Here is a 22,093-nt window from a genome sequence, read left to right as displayed (position 1 = left end):
TGCTTTCGGAGTCCGCCATGTCCGCACAACCGCTGCTTGACGCGCTGCTGCGCCATCTGAGCGCGCAGGGCGATACCGTGGAAAACCTGCAACGCCGTCTCACGGCCTTCCGGGCGCTCGGCCCGGAGAACGGCGGCGACGGCGAAATGCCCAAGGCCCGCCAGATCGCTGACCTGCTCGGCGGACCGGGGTCCCCCTTCACGCTGCGCTGGTGCAATGCGCCGGATGCCCGCGTGTCCTGCGGCGAGCGTCCCAATCTCATCGCCTATTTGCCCGGCAGGGAAGAGCGGACCCTCTGGCTCTTCGCCCATACCGACGTGGTCCCCGCCGGACCGCGCGAGTCCTGGACGAGCGATCCGTGGACCGTGCGCCGGGAAGGCGACCTGCTCTACGGGCGCGGCGTGGAGGACAACCAGCAGGGCCTTGTGAGTATGCTGCTGCTGGCCGCCGCCCTCCGCGCGGCGCTGACTGACGGTGCGGACCGTCCCCCGCTGGGCCTCGGTCTGGTCTTCATGGCCGACGAGGAGTGCGGCAACGTCAAGGGCCTGCAGTACGTCCTCGAACAGGCCGGGGAGCTGTTCCAGCCGGAAGATCGCTACATCGTGCCGGATTCGGGCTCGCCGGACGGCTCGGAGGTGGAGGTGGCCGAAAAGCATGTGCTCTGGCTGCGCGTGCGTACCGCCGGCCGCCAGTGCCATGCCTCGCAGCCGCAGTGCGGAAGCAATGCCTTCGTGGCCGGGGCCGCCGCCGTGCTGGCCTGTGCCGGGCTGGCGGAGGACTTCCCCCGGACGGATGCGCTGTTCCAGCCGCCTTGCTCCACCTTTGTGCCCACGCGGCATGAGGGAGGGGCCGACAGCATCAACATCCTGCCGGGCGACGACTGCTTTTATGTGGACTGCCGCCTGCTGCCCGACGTGACGCCCGAAAGCGTGCTGGAGGCGGCACGGAAGCGCACGGCGGACGTGGCCCGCCGCTACGGGGTCGAGATCACCGTGGACATCCACCACCATCAGGCGGCCAGCGTCACCCCGCAGGACAGCCCCGTGGTCGGCGCGCTGGCCGATGCCGTCGCCGCCGTCTACGGCGTGGAGGCCCGGCCCGTGGGCATCGGCGGGGCCACCGTGGCGGCGCTGCTGCGTCGTCGGGGCTTGCCCGCCGTGGTCTGGAGCCGCCTGCTCGGGACCTGCCACCAGCCTGACGAACATTCCTCCATCGCCGCCACCATCAGCGACGCCAAGGTCTTTGCCCATGTGCTCTGCCGTTGCTGATCCCTCCGCCAGGAACACCTTTGCGGCCATCGTGGTCGGCGGCGGCCATGCCGGTTGCGAAGCCGCCGCCGCGCTGGCCCGGCTGGGACATCCCACCCTGCTCGTGACCGGCAACGTGGACCGTCTGGGGCATCTGTCCTGTAATCCGGCCATCGGAGGCCTGGCCAAGGGCCACATGGTGCGCGAGATCGACGCCCTCGGCGGCATGATGGGCCTCTGGGCCGATGCGGCGGGCATCCAGTTCCGCACGCTCAACATGAGCAAGGGCCCGGCCGTGCGGGCCACGCGCGCCCAGATGGACCGGCAGGCCTACATGAAGGCTGTGCGCACCAGTCTGTATGCCTTGCCGGAGCTGCGCATCTGGCAGGATGAGGTGGTGGACCTCCTCACGGACGACGGCAGCGTCCGCGGTGTGCTCACCGCGCTGGGCCAGCGCTTTTACGCGCCGCACGTCCTGCTCACCACGGGGACCTTTCTGGAGGGCCGCATCCATGTGGGATTGACCCACCTGCCCGGCGGACGGCTGGGCGACGCGCCGGCCCACGGGCTTTCCGACGCCCTGCGGCGGCTGGGCTTCCGGCTGGGCCGCCTCAAGACCGGCACCTGCCCGCGCCTCCTGCGTTCGTCCATCGACTACACGCGGCTGGAAGAGCAGCGGGGCGACACGCCGCCGCCGCGTTTCAGCTTTCGCGGGCCTGGCCCGGTGCTGCCGCAGGTGAGCTGCCATATCACCTGGACCAATGAAGCCGCTCATGCGGCCATCCGCAGCGGTTTCGACCGCTCGCCCCTGTTCACGGGCGTCATCGAAGGCACCGGCGCACGCTACTGTCCTTCGGTGGAGGACAAGGTGGCCCGCTTCCCCGACCGCGAGCGCCATCAGATCTTTCTGGAGCCGGAAGGGCTCGACAGCGCCGAAGTCTATGCCAACGGCATCTCCACCAGCCTGCCGCTGGACGTGCAGCAGGCCATGCTGGCGGCCATCCCCGGTCTGGAAAAGGCCGTCATGGTCCGGCCCGGCTACGCCATCGAGTACGATTACGCCAATCCCATCCAGCTCACGCCCACGCTGGAGAGCAAGCCCGTGCCCGGTCTCTGGCTGGCAGGCCAGATCAACGGCACTTCCGGCTATGAGGAAGCGGCCGCGCAAGGGCTCTGGGCGGCGCTCAACATCTCCTGCCGCCTGCGCGGTCTGCCGCCCTTCCTGCCGGATCGCGCCTCGTCCTACATGGCCGTGCTGGTGGACGATCTGGTCACGCTGGGCACGGAAGAGCCGTACCGCATGTTCACCTCCCGCGCGGAGCACCGCCTGCTCCTGCGGGAGGACAATGCTGATGCCCGCCTGACGCCGCTGGGCCGGGAACTGGGCCTTGTGGACGATGCCCACTGGGAGCTTTTCCAGCGCAAGCGGGAAGGGGCCGAACGGCTGCGCCGCCTGCTGGAGACGGAACGCCTGCCCTCCTCCCTGCCGGACGCGAGCCTGCACGGACGCACGCTGGCCGAGGCCCTGCGTCGCCCCGAACTGGAACTCGATCAGCTGGGCGCATGGCATCCCGGTCTTGCCGCCCTGCTGGCTGAAGGAGCGGACGCCGCGTTCAGCGTGCAGGTGGACATCAAGTACGCGGGCTATCTGGAACGCCAGCGTGAGCTGGTCGCCAGGGCAAGGCTCCTGGAATCTGTTCCCTTGCCGGAAAATATGGAGTATAGTACCGTCGTCGGCCTCTCTCGTGAGGTGGAAGAAAAGCTGCAACGCGTACGGCCGCGCAATCTGGGACAGGCCGGGCGTATTTCCGGCGTCACTCCCGCGGCCGTCAGTTGTCTGGAGATCCACCTGCACAAGCTGGGCCTGCTGCGTACCCCCCCGCAGGCAGCTCCCCGCTGAACCCACGACCTGCACCGCTGCATGTCATCAACGTTCGGAGAAACGCATGTCACCGCTGCTGATCATCTCGCTGAGCCTGATTGCGGGGCTGATCCTGTTCATCATCGGCTATTTCTGGCAGAAACACGCGCATACCCGCTATTCCAAGAAGCATTTCAACAAGATCATCCACAGCATCCTGGACGAGGCGCTGCTCGCGCGTGAGATATTCGAGATAGAGCCGGACGCGCCGGAGGTGGGCTACCGCAGCTATCGCGGGCAGCTGGAGAATCTGGAAAAGGACAAGCTGACCTTCCGTATGCTGGATCCCATCGCCCACTCCCTGACCAACGCGCCCGCCTATCTGCTGTTCCGCGCGAAAGATCAGTCGGGGCAGCAATATTTCAAATTCTGCTGTGAGATCCGCAAGGTCATCCCCGATGAACCTTTCCAGGCGGTGGAGATGAGTTTCCCCGTCAGCATGGAGATCGGCCACAAGCGTACCTTCTCCCGCGTGGCGCCGCCTCAGGACAGCATCCGTCTGCTGAGCCTCTGGACCATCACGCCGCAGCAGCCCATGCCCCTCACCCTCGAACAGGTCGGCCCGCCCGTCCTGGCGGCCAAGCGCGGCGCGGCCTCGCCGCCGCTCTTCCTGGCGGACATCTCCGCCTCGGGCATGGCCATCGGTTTCCCGCTGGAGAACAAGGACGCCGCCCCGCCCGTTGACCTCGAAAAAGGTTCCCCGTTATTCTGCCTGCTGGTATTTGAAATGGACGGGCAGCCCATAACCTTCTGGGCCACCTGTTCGGTCAACAATACCCGTCTGCGGGAGACGCCGCCGGCGTTCCTGGTGGGGCTGGAATTCACCAACTGGGCGCTGTTGCAGCCCGGCGAACGTTCGCTCAAATGGTTCCATGCCTCCCCGCTCAAGGGCGTCGATCCCATCTTGCGCTGGGTCGAGAGCCTGAACAGCAGGCATCATCACTAGAGCCTGGCGGCGTTTGGGAGGAAGGGATATCCCTCACCCGCGCGGGAGAGTTTTTCCCTTCCCAGCGATTTTTTGCCGGGGGAAGGAAAAGGGGACATGCCGGAGGCGCATCCCCAAACAAGCGGAGCATCCGGATGCTTCCCCTTGCGGATCGAAAACATTTGTAGGATTTGTGCTAACACAACCTGGTTCCTTTCAGCAAAGGAGGTCATTGTGGACGGTGGTCCCGAGAGTCACAGTAGCATCTGGTCGCGTCTAGGACGCCTGTTCGGACGCGACGACGAGGAATCCCTCGAAAAGGCCATCCTGGAAGCCCGTGCCGACGGCGAAGTGGAGCCGGACGAAGAGTCCATGCTGCTCGGCATCCTGCGCTTCAACGACCTGCAGGTGCAGGACACCATGACGCCGCGCACGGACATCGACTGCGTGCCGGAAGACATGCCCCTGCCGGAAGTGGCGCGCGTCATCGTCACATCGGGGCATTCCCGCATCCCCGTCTTTCGGGAGACCCGCGACAATATCGTCGGCATCCTGCACGCCAAGGATATCCTCAGCAGCCTGCTCTCGCCCGAGAACGGCGCGCAGGATCTTTCCGCCATCATGCGCGATCCCTTCTTCGTGCCGGAGACCAAGCCCATCCGCGCCCTGCTGCAGGAATTTCGCGCCCGCAAGCAGCACATCGCCATCGCGCTCGACGAATACGGCGGCACGTCCGGTCTCATCACCATCGAGGACCTGCTCGAGGAGATCGTGGGCGATATCGAGGACGAGCACGACGCCCCCCGCCAGGAAGACATCCGGGAGATCGAGCCCCGCGTCTATGAACTGACAGGGCGCGCTCTGCTGGAGGATCTGCAGGAGCTGGGCGTGGACATCGAATCCGACGAAGTGGACACCATCGGCGGCTACCTGAGCATGGAGGCCGGCCATGTGCCCGGCCCCGGCGAACGGTTCGCCCTGAGCGGCTGGCTCTTCTCGGTGCAGGATGCGGACAAGAAGCTCATCCGGCGACTGCGCATGGAGCCTGATCCCGACGCCGCGCCCGCGCAGGATGAAGAATAAGATGCTGCTGACCTCCGCCCCGTCCCGGGAGGGCTTTCTGTCGCGGGCACTCCTGCCGCTGGCCGCCGCCGTCTGTATCTGGCTGGGCTTCGCGCACCCGCTCCCCCTCCTGCCGGACGCCCTGCCGCCGCTGGCCCTGCTGGCTCCGGTCATGCTGGCCCTCATGGGCCTGCGGGCCGGTCATGCCGGACAGGCTTTCCGCCGCGGCTGGCTGGCGGCCTGGGGCGGACATCTGGCCGCTCTCTACTGGCTGTGCCTGCCCATCCATCAGGTGGGCGGGCTGCCGTGGTGGCTGGCGATCCCCTGCGCGGCCTTCGTGGCCGCCTGCCTGTCCAGCGCCGGGGGGCTCTTTGCCTGGGCCGCCTATCTGCTGCGGCGGCGCACCCCGCTGGTGCTGGCGCTCGCGCTGGGGCTGTGCTGGTATCTGCTGGAATGGGGCTATGCGGTGACGGCGGGCTTCCCGTGGCTGCCGTTGAGCGGTGCGCTTGCGGCCTGGCCGCTGCTCATCCAGCCGGCGGACGTGCTGGGCGGCTATCTGCTGGGCGGGCTTTGGGTCTTTCTCCTCCTGCTGCTTTTCATGGCCCCGCACGGCAGGCGCTATCCGCTGCTGTCCCTGTTGCTCATGCTGGCCTGTCTCGGCTATGGTTACTGGCGGCTCGGGCGCGAGCCGCTGGATCCCCTGCCGGAGGGCAGCGACAGCTTTGCCGTGCTCTTTGCCGAGGGCAACATCGACCAGAACCAGAAGTGGCTGCCGGCCTTCCAGCGCGGCACCGTGCAGACCTATCTGCGTCTGACCGAACAGATGCTGGCCGAGCATCCCGGTGAGCATCCGCTCATCGTCTGGCCGGAGACCGCCCTGCCCTTCAACCTCATGGCCGCCAATCCCCACACGCCGCGCATCCGGGAGCTGGCCGCGCGGGCGCAAAGCCCCCTGCTGACCGGCGCGCCCGGCTTTGAAGGCAGCCGGGAGGCCATGCGGGTCTATAACCGGGCCTACCTCATCGGCCCGGATGGGAGCCTGGCGGGCTATTACGACAAGGAACATCTCGTGCCCTTCGGGGAATATGTCCCGGACTGGCTGCAGTGGAACTTCCTGGAAGGGCTGCTGCAGCAGGTGGGCGTCTATACGCCCGGCACGCGCCTGGCCCCCCTGGGCAGCAGCGGTCTTGAACTGGGTATGCTCATCTGCTATGAGGGCATTTTTCCGTGGCTGGCGCAACAGCGCGTGCGTGACGGGGCCAATGTGCTGGTGGACATCAGCAATGACGGCTGGTTCGGCCTGTCCCCGGCGGGACTGCAGCACCTTCGCCTTACGGCCGTACGCGCGGTGGAGCAGAACCGCTGGATCCTGCGGGGGACCAACACGGGCATTTCAGCCATCATCGACGCGCGCGGACGCATCGTCCTGCGCGGCGGTCAGTTCGAGGAAGCCGCCCACTGGGGAAGGGCCCGTGTCCTGACGGAAACGACGCCGTACCATCGCATCGCCCGCTGGTTGCCCGCCGGGGCGGCCCTGCTCCTGTTGAGTCTGATCTTTTTCGGCCCTGTGCGCCGCAACGTCTAACCCCTAGAATTCCCATGCTGCAACTCAGTGATCTCCGGGCCCGTTCCCAGACCCTTGCCCAGCGTTTCGACAATCTTTGGGGGCGTCTTTGACGCCGCCGCCGATCAGAAACGCCTTGATGCCATCGAACAGGAGCTTTCCCGTCCCGGCGCCTGGGACAAGCCGGAAGCCCTGACGCCCCTCCTGCGCGAAAAACGCCAGCTCGAGGATGAAGTCGAACGCCTGAACCGCCTGAAGACCGCCCATGACGACATGCTGGCCTGGCTGGAACTGGCCGCCGAGGACGGCGGCGAGGAGGCCCTCCAGTCCCTGCACGAGCAGCAGGACGCGCTGGATGCCCTGCTGGAAGACACCGAACTCGTCATGCTGCTGTCCAGCGAGGAGGACAATCAGGACGCCATCCTGGAGATCCATCCCGGCGCGGGCGGCACGGAATCGCAGGACTGGGCGGAAATGCTGCTGCGCATGTACACCCGCTGGGCCGCGCGTCGCGGCTATGACGTGGAAGAACTGGACTTCCTCCCCGGCGATGAAGCCGGCATCAAGAGCGTCACCCTGCGCATCGCCGGGCCGCACGCCTTCGGCTTCCTGCGCAGCGAGCGCGGCATCCACCGCCTTATCCGCATCTCTCCTTTCGACGCATCGGGCCGCCGCCACACCTCCTTTGCCTCTGTGGACGTCATCCCCGACGCGGGCAACGACATCGAACTGGACATCAAGGAAAGCGACCTGCGTTTCGATACCTTCCGCTCCAGCGGGCCGGGCGGGCAGAGCGTCAACACGACCAGCTCCGCCGTCCGTGTGACCCATATCCCCACAGGGATCTCGGCCCAGTGCCAGAACGAGAAGTCCCAGCATCACAACAAGGACTCCGCCCTGCGCATCCTCAAGGCCCGTCTCTACAACCTGGAACTGCAAAAGCGGGAGGCCGAGCGGCAGGCACAGTACGCGGGCAAGGACGCCATCGCCTTCGGCAGTCAGATCCGGACCTACACCCTCCAGCCCTACCGGCTGGTCAAGGATCATCGCACCAACAGCGAGGCCGGGGATGTGGAAGCCGTGCTCAACGGCCAGATCGACCAGTTCCAGCATGACTTTCTGTTATACCGCCATGAGCAACAACGCTGATTTCGACGACCTGCTGACGGAGCTGCGCGAGCTGCGCGATGCTCAGGCGACTGACGAAGGCCCGGAACTGCTGGTCCTGCGCCGCGTGCACGGCATGACGCCGGAGCGCTGGCAGGCTTTTCGCCGGCGTTATCCCAACAGTCGCTGGGGGGCCCTGCCGCTCAACGACTCCGCGGTGACCCAGGCGTTGAGCGACATCATGGACAGAAGCTCCTCGGATCTCTGCCCCGATGCCTGCCCTCCCCTGCGCGCCACGGACCATGTGCTCGCGCGGATGCTGTGCAGTGAACTGTTCCTCGCGCAGATGGAACGCGACCTGCAACGCCTGCAACGCGGCGGCGGACAGCTCTCGTTCATCTGCATGGATCTGACGGACGAGGCCCGCGCCGGCGAACGCTGCACGCAGATCATGACGGAGCTTGCCGGCATCGTCGCGCAGGCATTGGAGCCCTGCGATACGCTGGGGGCGCTGCCGGAACGCGGCATAGCCCTCATGCTGCCGGGCATCGGGCCGCTGCGGGCCAGGGCGCTGGCCATGCGCCTGCGGGAACGCCATCTGCACGAGAGCCAGCCCGGGGACACCTGCGGCTTTGCCGTCCTGAGCCTTGCCCAGCCGGCACGAATCACGGTAAGGGAGCTGCTGGAGCGCATTCCGCCCCTGCTTGACCGGGCACGCGCCCGAACCGACAGCGTCCAGTTTGAAGCTGTCAACACCACGGGACAGCCCGATACCCTCGTGCAGTCCCAGGAAAAACGTTTTCTTTTCTTTGGGGGAGCCTAGTATGGCCAACACAACCTTGAGTATCGCCGTCATGAGCGGCAAGGGCGGCGTGGGCAAGACCAACCTGTCCCTGAATCTGGCCTGCGGACTTTATCAGGCCGGCTACACGGCCCTGCTTATGGACTGTGACCTCGGCCTGGCCAATCTGGACGTCCTGCTGGGCATCATCCCCGAAGGCAATCTGCAGCACGCCCTCATGGGAGAGATGCCCCTGAACAAGGTGCTCTATCCCGTGGAACCTCGCGGTTTCGACGTGCTGCCCGCCGCCTCGGGCGTCCCGGAACTGGTGGAGCTCAGCCCGGACATGCGCCACGAGCTGCTGCAAAAGCTGGAACCCGTCTTTTCCGGCTATGACTACGTCTTCATGGATCTCGGCGCGGGCATCTCCGATACGGTGCAGAGCTTTGCCGCCATGGCGGCCATGCGTCTGGTGGTCATCACGCCCGAACCCACTTCGCTGACGGACAGTTACGCTTTCATGAAGGTCCTGAGCACCCGCCACGCCATGAAGGACTTCATGGTGGTGGTCAATCAGGCCGGTTCCGCCCGTGAGGCGCTGACGGCTTTTGAGAAGCTCAAGGGGGCCTGCTCCCACTTCCTCAATATCGAACCGACCTTCCTCGGTCACGTCCGGTCCGACGCCAAGCTGTCGGAGGCCGTCTGCCGTCAGCAACCGCTCATGCGCTACGCTCCGGGCAGTCCCGCCGCTCAGGATATGGAAAAAATCGCCGCTCGCCTGCAAAAATATCGGCTGAACATGCTCGATCAGCTCGCCAGACGCTCCGTACTGCAGGCCCCCGGCCTGTAAAGCCTTTACCTTGAAGCCAAAACAGGGTAATGAACAAACTTGCGTCATTGCCTAAACGAGGTCAGCTTCCTGACGCACTCCCCCCAACTTCTAGGAGGCATGATGAACAAGAGCGAGCTTATCAAGACACTGGCCGAGGAAGCCAATCTGCCGATGGAGGACGCCACCATGGTGGTCAACACCTTCGTCGATGCCATGAAGGACGCTCTCATCGCCGGGGACCGCATCGAGATCCGCGGGTTCGGCAGTTTCAAAGTCAAGGAATACAGCGGATACGCCGGGCGCAATCCCAAGACCGGGGAAAGCGTTTCGGTCATCCCCAAACGTCTGCCCTTCTTCCGGGCTGGCAAGGAACTGAAGGAATACATCAATCAATAGCCGGACCGGGCTGCGGCAAGGAGGATATATGCTGTTTTCCGGTGCTATGACTGCTCTGGTGACGCCGTTCAAAAACGGCGCAGTGGACGAGGATGCCTATCGCGCTCTTATCGAATGGCAGATCACCGAGGGTATCCACGGCCTCGTGCCCTGCGGCACCACCGGCGAGTCGGCCACCCTCACCCATGACGAGCATGAGCGCGTCATCGGCATCTGTATCGAACAGGTGGCCGGGCGCGTGCCCGTGCTGGCGGGAGCCGGCTCCAACAACACCGAGGAAGCCATCCGCCTGACCCGTTTTGCCCGCAAGGCCGGTGCGGACGGTGCGCTGCTCATCACGCCCTATTACAACAAACCCACGCAGGAAGGGCTTTACCGCCATTTCCGCGCCATTGCCGAAGCCGTGGACATCCCGCTCGTGCCTTACAACGTGCCGGGCCGCACGGGCTGCAATATGCTGCCCGCCACGCTGGGCCGCCTCGCCCATGACTGCCCCAACATCGTGGGCGTGAAGGAGGCTACCGGCGACCTGCATCAGGGCAGCCAGACCATCGCCGCCTGCCCCGAAGGCTTCAGCGTGCTCTCCGGCGACGATTTCACCGCTCTCCCGCTCATGAGCATCGGCGGCAGCGGGGTCATCTCCGTTACCTCCAACATCATGCCGGGCGCCATGTCCCGCATGTGCAATCTCTTCAAGGAAGGCAAGCTGGCCGAGGCCGCGCGCCTGCATCACGAACTCTACGACCTGCATCAGGCCATGTTCGTGGAGAGCAACCCCATCCCGGTCAAGACCGCGCTGGCGCTCATGGGCAAAATGGCTCTGGAACTGCGCCTGCCGCTCTGCCCCCTGTCCGACGCGCACCTCGACGACCTCAAGCGTGAACTGCGCAAACATGCCCTTATCGACTGATCGTCGGTAAGACCTCAGGAACACAGTCGGCCGCCGCAAGGAGGCCGACTTTTTTCATTGGAACAGCACAGCGCCCGCCTGCCCGTTCCGCAACCTCAGCACCGGAGACAGACCATGAACGTCCTTCTCGTCAACGGCAGCCCGCACGCCAAGGGCTCCACCGCCACCGCCCTCCAGACCATAGCCGACCGTCTGCACGAAAACGGCATCGACTCCACACTGCTCCATGTGGGCCACAAGGCCGTTCGCGGCTGTATCGCCTGCGGCAAATGCGTGCAGACCGGCCAGTGCATCTTTCAGGATGATCCGGTCAATGAGGGCATCCGCCTCCTCAAGGAGGCCGACGGCATCATCGTCGGTTCCCCCGTCTATTACGCCGGACCCAACGCCACTCTCTGCGCCTTCCTGGACCGCGTCTTCTACTGCAAGGCCGCGCCCTACGCCTTCAAGCCCGCCGCCGTGGTGGTGAGCTGCCGCCGTGGCGGCGCCTCCGCATCCTTTGACCGGCTCAACAAATATTTCACTATGTGCCGTATGCCGCTGGTCAGCTCCCAGTACTGGAACTCCATCCACGGCAACAACGCCGAGGAAGCCCTTCAGGACAAGGAAGGCCTCCAGACCATGCGCACCCTTGCCGACAACATGAGCTGGATGCTCAAGTGCATCGCCGCCGGCAAGGCCGCCGGCATCCTGCCGCCCACCCCCGAACCGTGGGAAAAGACCAACTTCATCCGCTAAGTTTTTTCCGGATGATGTGAGGGGAGGGCCCCCTCCCCTCACGCTCCCCTCACCCTCCCAGTGTGCCTTAGGCCTGTTAACACTATTCGCTCCCTTCCCCCAGCGCGCTTTTACCGGGGGAAGAGTCAAAGACACGAGGCACTCTCGTCTCAAAACAAGCGGTGTGATACAGCCTGTTTGACTTATCTATTGAAATTGTTTGCAAAATTTGTGTTAACAGGCCCTGGGACATTTTCAGTTTGAAACGCGTTGCGTTGCAAACCATACGGCCTGCCGTTTCGCGGAAAAAATGCGGTTTTTCCGCTCAAATTGGGCCGGGCGGCGCTGTGCCGGGCCTCGCATTTTGCCATTTTCAAAGGCAAAATGCTCTATCGCCTCAACACGGGGCACCCTGCCACGCCCCAAAAGCGTGACCTGCCGCAAAAAAATGCCGCGTCAGCAAAGGACCTCCCTTGTGCCTTCGCCGCCCTCTTCCGCCCTCATAAGCGCCGCTCAAAGAAGATCTTTTTCCACAAAAATATTCTGAAAAACGCTTTGCCGTTACATATCTGTACAAAGAAGTGCATTTCCGCATCTCTTGTATGCTACTCTGTAGATGAACAGTATCACATTCCTGTTTTTCATTTTTCGGCAACATTTCGGAACCGTCTCTCTCTCTCTCTCTCTCTCTCTCTCTCTCTCTCTCTCTCTCTCTCTCTCTCTCTACAGTATGATAGAAAAAAGAGTTCTCCTCTAATGTAAGAAAGCTCCATGCCGATAAGCCCAGCATGATCATCTTTTACCGCTAACGGAAATGAACGATTTGCCATAAGGAGGGGACACGATGACCGAAAGCATCATGTCTCGCAATTTCGTGCATCACGGCAATGGCGGTTCTGAATATACAGATGCCATGCTGGCCGCACAGCGGGCACGCAGCAGCATGGCGACCCGCCAGATGAGCATCCTGACGACTGGCAGGGCGCTGGTGGACGCTCTTCCCTCTGACGCGACCTATGCGGAGATCTCACGGGAAGGGCGCAAGGCCGCGCGCCTCATGGAAGAAGAAAAGGATGCTTCGACGTATGAAGTCTCCGAGCGCAATCTCGATGAACAGAAGGAAGAGATCGAAGAACGCGCCGAAGCGGCCATGAACGGCGAAGAGGAGCAGAATGCCCTCTCGACGGATGCCGCCACCGAAAACGGCGATGCGGAAGCCACGGACGCCGAAAGCGAAGAGCAGACGGCCAGCGCAGCGGACAAGAAGGACGACGACAAGAAGGCCGTAGACGCGGAAGTCAAGACCGCGGAAGAGCTGATGGCCGAACAGCAGGCCGCCGCGGAAAAGCAGGACCAGATGGCGGGAACAAGCGAAAACGCGGAAGCGCAGGACAAGGCCGCCGGAACTGCCGACGCCGCCACGCCCAAGGTGCAGACGCCCCTGCATATCGTGGTCTAAAAACTGTCAGGCATTCGGCTCCACGAGCGTTTATCCGAGGAGGATACGATGACGGAAAGCATCATGTCTCGCAATTTCGTGCATCACGGCAATGGCGGTTCTGAATATACAGATGCCATGCTGGCCGCACAGCGGGCACGCAGCAGCATGGCGACCCGCCAGATGAGCATCCTGACGACTGGCAGGGCGCTGGTGGACGCTCTTCCCTCTGACGCGACCTATGCGGAGATCTCACGGGAAGGGCGCAAGGCCGCGCGCCTCATGGAAGAAGAAAAGGATGCTTCGACGTATGAAGTCTCCGAGCGCAATCTCGATGAACAGAAGGAAGAGATCGAAGAACGCGCCGAAGCGGCCATGAACGGCGAAGAGGAGCAGAATGCCCTCTCGACGGATGCCGCCACCGAAAACGGCGATGCGGAAGCCACGGACGCCGAAAGCGAAGAGCAGACGGCCAGCGCTGAGGTCAAGACGGCCGAAGAACTGATGGCCGAACAGCAGACTACTGAAACTCAGAGTCAGACAACTCAAACGCCCCTGCATATCGTGGTCTAGTTACAGACAAGATATCCCATATCCCTCCCCGGGAGGAAGGCCGTGCCGCGTCATGCGGCAAATGACGGCCTTCCTCCCGGGGAAATCATTTTTGCTGCCGCCCACATGTGCGTGACTGCGGCTCTTCTCTCTTTAAAATATTTTCCGTTTGCAACGCGTTGCGCTCCAAACCATACGGCTTGTCGTTTGCGGAAAAAAAGCGTTTTTTCCGCTCACTTTCGGCCGGGGGCGCAGTGCCGCCGCCTCGCGTTTTCAGGATGCTTACGCAAGCACCCTGCCCCGCCTTTTCGTCATGCCGCCGGGGGACTGTCAGCGAGGGAAAGCGGCTGTGCCCCCGCACAGCTCCATTTGCCGGATAAAAGCGCGCTGGGGAGGGGATGGGGGGCTTGGGGGGAAGGGGCACCCCGCCCGCGCCAGGCGCGGGGTGCCCCTTCCCCCCAACTCAACTATCCTCCGCGCTACGCGGGGGAGCGGCGGAGCACGGCTTGACGCACGGCCTGGAATTCTTGCAGCAGGGCCGGGTAGTCGAAGCGGGGGTAGCGGCCGTCCTGATAGACGATCTCGCCCTGGATCATGGTCAGGCGCACTTCGTGCCCGCCGGCCGCATACACCAGATGCGAAACGGGGTGATAGAGGGGCTGGAGGTTGGGCAGGTCCAGATCCAGCGCCACGAGGTCGGCGGGCAGCCCCACGGCAAGCCGGCCGAGACGGCTGTCGTGCAGGGCACGCGCGCCGTTACGGGTGGCCATGTCCAGCACTTGCTGTGCCCGCAGGGCGGTGGGGTCGCCGGAGGCGACCTTGTGCAGCAGAGCGGCCTGACGCATCTCGGCAAACATGTTGAGCTGATTGTTGCTGGCGGCCCCGTCGGTGCCGAGGGCCACATCCAGACCGGCGGCGAGCAGTCGGGGGACGGGCATGATGCCGGAGGCCAGCTTCATGTTGGAAGAAGGATTATGCACGGGCACCACGTCACACCGGGCGAGCAACGCGGCTTCTTCGTTCGTCACGTCCACCAGATGGGCCACCGTGCAAGGGACCTCGAACAGGCCGCAGTCCGCGGCATGGGCCACAGGGCGCTTGCCGTGCAGGGAGAGGCTCTGGGCCGTTTCGGCAGGGCTTTCGGCAAGGTGGATATGCAGGGGCAGAGCCAGCCCGGCGGCCAGATCCCGGCAGGCTCGCAGGATCTCCGGCGTCGTGGTGTAGACGCTGTGCGGCATGACGGCCAGCCGCAGACGGTCATTGCCCTGCCAGCGTTCGCTCAGGCGCAGGGTCGCTTCCAGCGCGGCCCGGTAATCGGGACAGCAGGCGGACGGGAACTGAAAAGCCCCTTCCCCGCCGACGCAGCGGATACCCGCCGTGTGGGCGGCTTCCAGCACCTGCGCCTCGTGGATGTACATATCCAGACAGGCCGTGGTGCCGGTACGGAGCATCTCCGCGAAGCCGAGCAGGCTGCCCAGCCGCACTTCTTCCGGGGTGAGCCCGGCTTCCACGGGAAAGATGCGCTGCGTCAGCCAGTCGATGAGGGGCATATCGTCGGCCAGACCGCGCAGCATGGTCATGGCCGCATGGGTATGGGCATTGACGAGGCCCGGCAGAACGAGCATCCTGGAACAGTCCAGCACTTCGGTGGCCTGCCAGCGGGCCGACAGGTCGGCCTGCGGGCCCATATCGACCACAAGACCCTGCCGGACGGCAAGGGCGGCGTTTTCGAGGATGCGGCGCTGATCGTCCTGTGTGATGAGCAGCCCCGCCAGAATGAGCGTATCGCATGTGTTCATGTGTCGTTCCTGTCCGCTGTGGCGGAAGGAACATATAGCCCCATTGCGGGTCGGGAGCAAGGATGCCCTGTCTTCTGCTGCACGGGCTGGCGGGCAGCCCGTTTGAGATGCGTCCGCTGGCCGAGGTCCTGGAAGCCGACGGCCATGTCGTGGACAACAGCCCTCTGCCGGGACACGGCGGCGACGTGTCTGCCTACCTGAAGAGCGGTTATGCCCAGTGGCGGACGGCGGCCCTGGCGCGCTACGAGGCCCTTTGCCGCCGGGGTCCTGTCTGGCTGGCCGGTTACTCGCTGGGCGGGCTGCTGGCGCTGGACATCTGCGTGGCCGCCGTCCGCGGCGACGTGCCGCCCCCGGCCGGGCTGCTGGCGCTGGCCGTGCCGCTCTACTTCCGCAAGTGGCATCCGTATTTTTGCGCCGCGCCGCAATTCCACTTCCTGCGCTGGCGGGCGCGCCTGCGGCCCTGCGTGCCGCTGCCGCCACGCTCGACGGCGGCGCGGGCCGTCGCTCCCTGGCAGGGACACGAGACCGTCTATTATCTGCCGCACTTCGTGGAGCTGGAAGCGGCCCAGCGGCGATTGCGCCCCGAACTGGGCAAACTGAGCGTCCCGCTCTGCATCGTGCAGTTACGGCATGACGTCTGCTGTCATCCCTGGAACAGCCTGTACCTGCTGCGCCACTGGGGCGGCGAAGAAGCGGAACTGCACCTGCTGCGCACCCGCGGCCCGCACGGCGGGCATCTGCCCACGACCCATTGCGAGAGCCGGGAACGGGTGGCCGCACTGGCCGTACGTTTTGCCCGGCAGTGCCTTGGCCGGGCTGGGCGGCACGGTCCGGCAGAGGTCGTGTGACCGGGAATGCGGACTTGCATGTTTTGCGGGAGCAGGGTAGGATACGCAACCATTGTTTCGTAACCATGAGCAGCTCCGGCATACGGCGCTGCCACACATTCCTTTCGGAGGTACGCCTTGTTCCATTCCATCGCTTTTGCCATGGGCACGCCCCAGGCCGGCGGCGCTCCCGCCAGCGGCACCGACATGCTGGTGCAGTTCCTGCCGCTCATCCTCATGTTCGCCATTTTCTGGTTCCTGCTCATCCGTCCGCAGCAGAAACGCGCCAAGGCGCACAAGCAGATGCTTTCCGAACTCAAGCGCGGCGACCGCATCATGACCTCCGGCGGCTTCATCGGCCGCATCCTGGAGATCGACGACGAGCAGATCCTGCTTGAATGCGGCGAAGCCAAGCTGCGCCTGAACCGTGGCGCTGTCGGGGCCGTGCTGGACAAGAACGGCAAGGCCGAAGAACCCAAGTAGGCGCAGACCGCCAGACGGTCAGCCGTCTGACCCCTTTCCGATCCGGCCCCGCCGAGGCGGGGCCGTGATATTGTTTGCCGGACATGCGCCACGCTGCCCGGCCTCCTTATTTTTGAGCAAAAGGTAACCCCATGATAGGATTGCGTACACGTTTCGGCGTCGCTCTTGTGGTTTTCCTGCTGAGTCTCGCCTATGCCCTGCCCAGTATGCCCGGCATCGGGACGGCTCTGCACTCTGTCCTGCCGGAAAAAAAGATCAACCTCGGCCTTGACCTCAAGGGCGGCATCCATCTGACGCTGGCCGTAGGCGTGGATCAGGCGGTCAGCAACTCGCTGGCGCTTGCCGGGCAGGACATCCGCAGGCTGGGCAAGGACGAGAAGATCGTCGTGCTCCGGCCGCGCGTGGTAGGCGGCGACCGGCTGGAATTCCTCCTGCCCCGCGGCGACGACCGCCAGAAGCTGGAGGAGCTGCTGCACAAATATTATCCGCAGCTGGTCTTTAACGAACCTGTGGCCGGCGATTCGGGCCAGCTCCGCTTCGTGGGCCGCTTCACCGACGCCGAGGCCGACCGTCTGAAGGACATGGCCGTGGACCAGGCCCTGCGCACCATCCGCAACCGTATCGACCAGTTCGGCGTGGCCGAGCCGGATATCCGCAAGCAGGCGGGCTATCGCATCCAGGTGCAGCTGCCGGGCCTCTTCGACCCGCGCCGGGCCGTGCAGGTGCTGGGGCAGACGGCGCACCTCTCCTTCCATCTGGTGCGCGACGACGTGGACCCCAAAAAGCCGGTCCTGCCCTCGGGCGTCGAGGCGCTGCCCCTGCTGGAGCGCGGCACGTCGGGCGAGGAGATCTCCGGGCAGCTCATCGCCGTGGAAAAGGACGCCATGCTGTCCGGCGAGGACGTGGCCGATGCCCAGCCGACCTTTGAACAGGGCCAGGCCGCCGTCAGCCTGACTTTCAACAGCCGCGGCGCCGACATCTTCGAACGCGTCACCGGCGAGAACGTGGGACGCCGCATGGCCATCGTGCTGGACGGCAAGGTCTATTCCGCGCCGGTCATCCGGCAGCGCATCGGCGGCGGTCGTGCCTCCATCAGCGGCAGCTTCACCACTCAGGAAGCTTCCGACCTCGCCGTGGTGCTGCGCTCCGGCTCTCTGCCCGCGCCCGTCACCGTGGAAGAAGAGCGCACCGTGGGACCCTCCCTGGGTCAGGAATCCATCGACAGCGGCGTCCGGGCCGCTGTGGTGGGCGCGGCCGCCGTGGTGGTCTTCATGGCCATCTACTACGGTCTGAGCGGCGTCATCGCCGACGTGATGCTCATCTTCACCATGCTCATCATCATGGCGGGCATGGCCGCCTTCGGCGCGACCCTCACCCTGCCGGGCATCGCGGGCATCGTGCTCACCATCGGTATGGCCGTGGACGCCAACGTGCTCATCTACGAACGCATACGCGAGGAGTTGCGGCACGGGCTCACGCCGCTGGCGGCGGTCAGGGCCGGTTTTGAACGCGCCACCATCTCCATCACCGACTCCAACCTGACGACCATCATCGCCACGATCATCCTCTACCAGTTCGGCACGGGCCCCATCCGCGGCTTCGCGGTGACGCTCTCGCTGGGCATCCTGGCTTCCATGTTCACGGCGATCTTTGTTTCGCGCGCCATCTTTGAATACTGGGCGCGCAAGTGCGGCCCCAAGGGCATCAGCATCTAGGGCCGGGAGGAACGAACATGGCTTTTGCATTCATCAAGCATGATACGCATATCGACTTCATCGGCAAGCGGCACATCGCCTATGCCCTTTCCGTCCTCCTCCTGCTGGTGGGCCTCGGCTCCGCCCTCTGGGGCAACGGACTGCGGCTCGGCATCGACTTCGCCGGCGGCGTGGTGGCGCAGGTGGAATTTGCCCAGCCCGTGCAGGACGAGGCGCTCAAGAAAAGCCTGACCGCCACCGAACTGCCCGGCGTGTCCACCCAGCGCTATGGCGACGACGGACGCCAGTTCCTGCTGCGCGTCGCCACGGCCGAGGACGGCAGTTCCTCCGCCCTGCGGACCAGCATACTGGACGCCCTGCACACGGCCTTTCCCGATAACGCAGTGGAGATCCAGCGCTTCGAGGTGGTCGGCCCCAAGGTGGGCGACGACCTGACCAACAAGGCCCTGGCCGCGCTCTACTACGCGGTACTGCTCATCGCGGTCTATATCTCCGGCCGCTTCGAACAGCGCTGGATGGCGGGCATCATCATGGCCGCCGCGCTCTGGGGCAGCATGTATCTGGTAGGCATGACCGGCCTCGGCATGGGCTGGCTGGTGCTGGCCGCGCTGGCGGTCACGGTGGGCGTCTGCTTCGTGCTCAAGCTCAACTTCGCGCTCGGCGCCGTGGTGGGCCTGCTGCATGACGTGTTCATCACCGTGGGGCTGCTCTCCCTGCTCGATGTGGAGATCGACCTCAACGTCATGGCCGCTCTGCTCACCCTCATCGGTTACTCCCTCAACGACACCATCATCGTGTATGACCGCCTGCGCGAAAACCTGCGGGCCGCCCCCACGGAAAAGCTGGAAGAGCTCATCAACCGCAGCGTGAACCAGACGCTCTCGCGCACCATCCTCACCAGCGGTACGACCTTCATCGCTACCCTGGCCCTTTATCTGCTGGGCGGCGGCGTCATCCACGACTTTGCCCTGACCATGCTCATCGGCTTGTTCATCGGCACGGCCTCGTCCATCTATGTGTCCTCGGCCGTCCTGCTGGCCCTGGGCGATACGGAACTCTACGTCCGGCAACAGCAGAAGCCGGAATACGAAAAGCCGGGCGAACACGGCATCGTGTAGCACGGTATTATAGGGGCGCTTTACTCTGGGGGAAGGGGAACCCCACCCTTCCCCCAGCGCGCTTTTACCGGGTGATATCGTCGTTACCGGTACGGAGCCGCGCACAACACACGCAGAAAAGGACGACTCCTTTTTCTCCCCCAAAAACGAGACCATGAAAAAAACCGGGCTCCGGCGTATGCTGGAACCCGTTTTTTTTTTGATAGAACGTTTTGCCTTTGAAAAAGGTAACATGCGAGGCGGCGGCACAGCGCCCCCGTCCGAAAGTGAACGGAAAAACCACGTTTTTTCCGCGAAACGACAGGCCGTATGGTTTGAAACGCAACGCCTTTCAAAAAATGATCTAATTATACAGACCCCGCCTGCCATGAGGGGCGGTGCGCCCCGCGTCCCTGCTTTTTCCCCTGATAAAAGCGCGCTGGGGAAGGGGAGCGGCCGCCTTTCGGTCGCTCCCTTCCCCCCAAACAGCAAATCGTGTTGACAGATTTAAATGATTCAGACGCTGGGATGATGGCAACGAACCCTCCAGCCCTCATCGAGTGTCCGCCAATCCGGGATCTCGCTGCAACAGACATCCGTGGCCCGTGTGCAGCGCGGATGGAAGGTACAGCCCGGCGGCGGGGCCAGCGGGCTGGGCAGCTCGGCAGCGACGGACGATGTGTTCAGCGAAAGGCCGCCCGCCGTGGGCATGGCCGCCACCAGCGCCTGCGTATACGGATGGGCGGGCGTGTGCAGCAGGCGCTCACGAGGCCCTTCCTCCACCAGCCGTCCCAGATACATGACCGCCACGCGCGGACACATGAAGCTGACCACCGCCAGATCATGCGAAATGAACAGGTATGCCGGGCCGAAATCCTCCTGCACGTCCCGGAGGAGGTTGAGCACCTGAGCCTGCACCGAGGCATCCAGAGCCGAGACAGGCTCGTCGCAGACGACCACATCCGGTCGCGTGATCAGGGCACGCGCCACGGCGATGCGCTGCCGCTGCCCGCCGGAAAACTCGTGCGGGTAGCGGCGCTCCAATCCAGCAAGTCCCACGCGGGAAAACATGTCCGCCACGCGCTCGGCACGCTCGGCCCGACCCAGGTCCTTGTTGCGGCGCAGCGGCTCCTCCACCGACGTGCCTACCCGCCAGCGGGGATTAAGGGAAGAAAAGGGATCCTGAAAGACCATCTGCACCCGCCCGGCGGCCGTGCTGCGCGGTCCGGCCGGGGGCAGCGGCTGCCCGTCGAAGAGCACCTCTCCCTCACTCGGCGGCAGCAAGCCGCAGACCATGCGGCCCAGCGTGGACTTGCCGCAGCCGGATTCCCCAACCAGACCGAGGCTCTCGCCGGCCCGCAGGCTCATGTCCACACCGGCCACCGCCGTCAACAGCGCGCGTTCGGCCCACAGACCACGACGTACGGCAAAGCGCCGCCAGACATCACGGAGTTGCAGCAGCGGCTCCCCGCTCATGACAGCGAGCCCTCCGACGACACCTGCGCGCTGGCAAAGGTCGCCATATCATTATAGATGGCCGCGGCGCAGCGCAGCAGGTGATAGGCCACGGCCGCGCCCGTGCCTTCGCCCAGACGCATGTCCAGATGGAGCAGCGGCCCGCCCGCGGCAAGGCGGGAGACCGCGGGCACATGACCCGGCTCGGCGGAAGCGTGGGCCAGGATGGCGTAGTCGGCCAATGTGGGGCAGATGCGTTCCGCCGCGGCATAGGCCGCGCTGCAAATGAAGCCGTCCACCAGCACGGGCAGACGGCAGGAAGCCGCCCCCAGCATGATGCCTGCCATAAGGACGATCTCGAAGCCGCCCACAGCCGCCAGCACGGCCAGCGGATCGGCGTGGGCATGGGCGGCGGAATCAAGACCGTTGACGGCAAGGGCCGTCCGCACCACTTCCGCCTTGCGGGCGATCATGGCGCTGTCGGCCCCTGCGCCCGGCCCCACGGCCCGCTCCGGCGCAAAGCCCAGCAACGCGCAATTGACGGCCGCCGCGGCCGTGCTGTTGCCAATGCCCATCTCCCCCGTGGCAAAGCAGGCGTAGCCCCGCGCGGCCAGATCGCGCACCAGTTCCACGCCGCGCCGCAGCCCTGTGAGGCAGGTCTCCCGCGCCATGGCCGGGCCACGGCTCATGTCCGCCGTCCCGTCACCGAGGCGCAGGTCGATGAGCTGGGGATGCGGCGCATACGGTCCGCCCGCACAACCTGCGTCCACCACGCGCAGATCCATGCCGGAAGTGCGGCTCAGGACGTTGACGCCCGCGCCGCCCGCGCAGAAATTGGCCACCATCTGCCGGGTCACGACCTGCGGACAGGGAGAAACGCCCTGCGCCGTGACGCCATGATCGCCGGCAACGGTGAGCATCATGGCCGGATTGACGTTCAGGGGACGGACCTCAGGCCGCATGGCCGCCAGCCGCCGGGCCAGTTCCTCAAGGCGGCCCAGGCTGCCGCGCGGTTTGGTGAGCTGGTCGATATGTCGCTGCGCCGCTTCCAGCGCCGCCGCTTCCACAGGGACGATCCGCAGGCCGGGAAGGATCTCCTCAAGCCGGGGACAGGAAGAAGTTTCGATGTGCATTTGCCTGTGTTAGCCTTTTGACGGCAGGGGCGCAAGCGCCGTCCTCACGCGGGCGGCCCTTTACGGACCTGCCGCAAGACGCTATGCAGAGACGGCAAACCGGGATGCCGCGCGGCATCCCGCAAGGAGAAC

20 protein-coding genes are annotated in these 22,093 nt (G+C 64.8%); 17 read left to right on the top strand and 3 right to left on the bottom strand.

The genetic code is table 11. From position 1 onward, the window contains the following. The first annotated feature begins 17 nt into the window (after positions 1–17). The 13 genes from Q0K00_RS02795 to Q0K00_RS02735 all read left to right on the top strand — a co-directional run bounded on the left by Q0K00_RS02795 (position 18) and on the right by Q0K00_RS02735 (position 13,473). Complete coding sequence (locus Q0K00_RS02795) at positions 18–1,268, top strand: M20 family metallo-hydrolase (RefSeq protein WP_297227203.1); 1,251 nt, start codon at positions 18–20, stop codon at positions 1,266–1,268. Beyond that, positions 1,249–3,147: a tRNA uridine-5-carboxymethylaminomethyl(34) synthesis enzyme MnmG gene (mnmG, locus tag Q0K00_RS02790; protein ID WP_297227201.1), complete on the top strand. Its 1,899-nt coding sequence runs from the start codon at positions 1,249–1,251 to the stop codon at positions 3,145–3,147. The genes Q0K00_RS02795 and mnmG overlap by 20 nt, the downstream gene beginning before the upstream one ends. 46 nt (positions 3,148–3,193) lie before the next feature. Next, positions 3,194–4,114 carry a PilZ domain-containing protein gene (locus tag Q0K00_RS02785; protein WP_297227200.1) on the top strand — a complete coding sequence of 307 codons (921 nt, stop codon included), beginning with the start codon at positions 3,194–3,196 and terminating at the stop codon, positions 4,112–4,114. A gap of 213 nt (positions 4,115–4,327) precedes the next feature. Continuing rightward, positions 4,328–5,176, top strand: coding sequence for a hemolysin family protein (locus tag Q0K00_RS02780; RefSeq protein ID WP_297227198.1), 849 nt, complete (start codon positions 4,328–4,330; stop codon positions 5,174–5,176). Between the two features lies 1 nt (position 5,177). Further along, entirely contained in the window at positions 5,178–6,740 is a 1,563-nt protein-coding gene (lnt, locus tag Q0K00_RS02775) for an apolipoprotein N-acyltransferase (RefSeq protein WP_297227197.1), read from the top strand. A gap of 14 nt (positions 6,741–6,754) precedes the next feature. Further along, a protein-coding gene (gene prfB, locus Q0K00_RS02770) for a peptide chain release factor 2 (protein WP_297227196.1) occupies positions 6,755–7,868 on the top strand; the annotation gives its coding sequence in 2 pieces (ribosomal slippage) (positions 6,755–6,829 and positions 6,831–7,868; 1,113 coding nt in all). Next, a complete protein-coding gene (locus Q0K00_RS02765; RefSeq protein WP_297227195.1) occupies positions 7,831–8,649 on the top strand; it encodes a hypothetical protein in 819 nt (272 codons plus the stop codon). Before prfB ends, Q0K00_RS02765 begins: the two co-directional genes overlap by 38 nt. A 1-nt stretch (position 8,650) precedes the next feature. Continuing rightward, positions 8,651–9,457: a MinD/ParA family protein gene (locus Q0K00_RS02760; protein ID WP_297227194.1), complete on the top strand. Its 807-nt coding sequence runs from the start codon at positions 8,651–8,653 to the stop codon at positions 9,455–9,457. A gap of 102 nt (positions 9,458–9,559) precedes the next feature. Further along, complete coding sequence (locus Q0K00_RS02755; RefSeq protein WP_297227212.1) at positions 9,560–9,835, top strand: HU family DNA-binding protein; 276 nt, start codon at positions 9,560–9,562, stop codon at positions 9,833–9,835. A 28-nt stretch (positions 9,836–9,863) separates the two neighbouring features. After that, positions 9,864–10,745: a 4-hydroxy-tetrahydrodipicolinate synthase gene (gene dapA, locus Q0K00_RS02750; RefSeq protein ID WP_297227193.1), complete on the top strand. Its 882-nt coding sequence runs from the start codon at positions 9,864–9,866 to the stop codon at positions 10,743–10,745. Positions 10,746–10,859: 114 nt separating this feature from the next. Beyond that, the gene (locus Q0K00_RS02745; protein ID WP_297227191.1) at positions 10,860–11,483 is read left to right on the top strand and encodes a flavodoxin family protein; all 624 of its coding nucleotides are present in this window, start codon (positions 10,860–10,862) and stop codon (positions 11,481–11,483) included. A gap of 823 nt (positions 11,484–12,306) precedes the next feature. Further along, the gene (locus Q0K00_RS02740; protein ID WP_297227190.1) at positions 12,307–12,921 is read left to right on the top strand and encodes a hypothetical protein; all 615 of its coding nucleotides are present in this window, start codon (positions 12,307–12,309) and stop codon (positions 12,919–12,921) included. 48 nt (positions 12,922–12,969) lie between these two features. Continuing rightward, on the top strand, positions 12,970–13,473 hold the full coding sequence (locus Q0K00_RS02735; RefSeq protein ID WP_297227189.1) for a hypothetical protein: 504 nt from the start codon (positions 12,970–12,972) through the stop codon (positions 13,471–13,473). A 458-nt stretch (positions 13,474–13,931) separates the two neighbouring features. Here Q0K00_RS02735 and Q0K00_RS02730 read toward each other — a convergent pair whose 3' ends face one another. Next, positions 13,932–15,251: an amidohydrolase gene (locus Q0K00_RS02730; protein WP_297227187.1), complete on the bottom strand. Its 1,320-nt coding sequence runs from the start codon at positions 15,249–15,251 to the stop codon at positions 13,932–13,934. Between the two features lie 62 nt (positions 15,252–15,313). Here Q0K00_RS02730 and Q0K00_RS02725 point away from each other — a divergent pair, with 62 nt between their 5' ends. From Q0K00_RS02725 to secF, 4 genes are all read left to right on the top strand, one after another. Beyond that, on the top strand, positions 15,314–16,099 hold the full coding sequence (locus tag Q0K00_RS02725; RefSeq protein WP_297227186.1) for an alpha/beta fold hydrolase: 786 nt from the start codon (positions 15,314–15,316) through the stop codon (positions 16,097–16,099). Between the two features lie 117 nt (positions 16,100–16,216). Next, a complete protein-coding gene (gene yajC, locus Q0K00_RS02720) occupies positions 16,217–16,561 on the top strand; it encodes a preprotein translocase subunit YajC (RefSeq protein WP_297227185.1) in 345 nt (114 codons plus the stop codon). Positions 16,562–16,692: 131 nt separating this feature from the next. Further along, positions 16,693–18,276 carry a protein translocase subunit SecD gene (gene secD, locus Q0K00_RS02715; RefSeq protein ID WP_297227184.1) on the top strand — a complete coding sequence of 528 codons (1,584 nt, stop codon included), beginning with the start codon at positions 16,693–16,695 and terminating at the stop codon, positions 18,274–18,276. A 17-nt stretch (positions 18,277–18,293) separates the two neighbouring features. Further along, a complete protein-coding gene (gene secF, locus Q0K00_RS02710) occupies positions 18,294–19,394 on the top strand; it encodes a protein translocase subunit SecF (protein WP_297227183.1) in 1,101 nt (366 codons plus the stop codon). A 495-nt stretch (positions 19,395–19,889) separates the two neighbouring features. On the opposite strand, the gene Q0K00_RS02705 is transcribed toward secF, so the two are convergent. Together Q0K00_RS02705 and cobT are read right to left on the bottom strand one after the other, a co-directional pair. Next, entirely contained in the window at positions 19,890–20,849 is a 960-nt protein-coding gene (locus Q0K00_RS02705; protein WP_297227182.1) for an oligopeptide/dipeptide ABC transporter ATP-binding protein, read from the bottom strand. Then, on the bottom strand, positions 20,846–21,961 hold the full coding sequence (cobT, locus tag Q0K00_RS02700) for a nicotinate-nucleotide--dimethylbenzimidazole phosphoribosyltransferase (protein ID WP_297227181.1): 1,116 nt from the start codon (positions 21,959–21,961) through the stop codon (positions 20,846–20,848). Before cobT ends, Q0K00_RS02705 begins: the two co-directional genes overlap by 4 nt. Positions 21,962–22,093 lie beyond the last annotated feature (132 nt).

It is taken from the genome of uncultured Desulfovibrio sp. (assembly GCF_944327235.1).
Classification (GTDB): Bacteria; Desulfobacterota; Desulfovibrionia; order Desulfovibrionales; family Desulfovibrionaceae; genus Desulfovibrio.
This window is presented reverse-complemented; position numbering and strand designations above follow the sequence as displayed.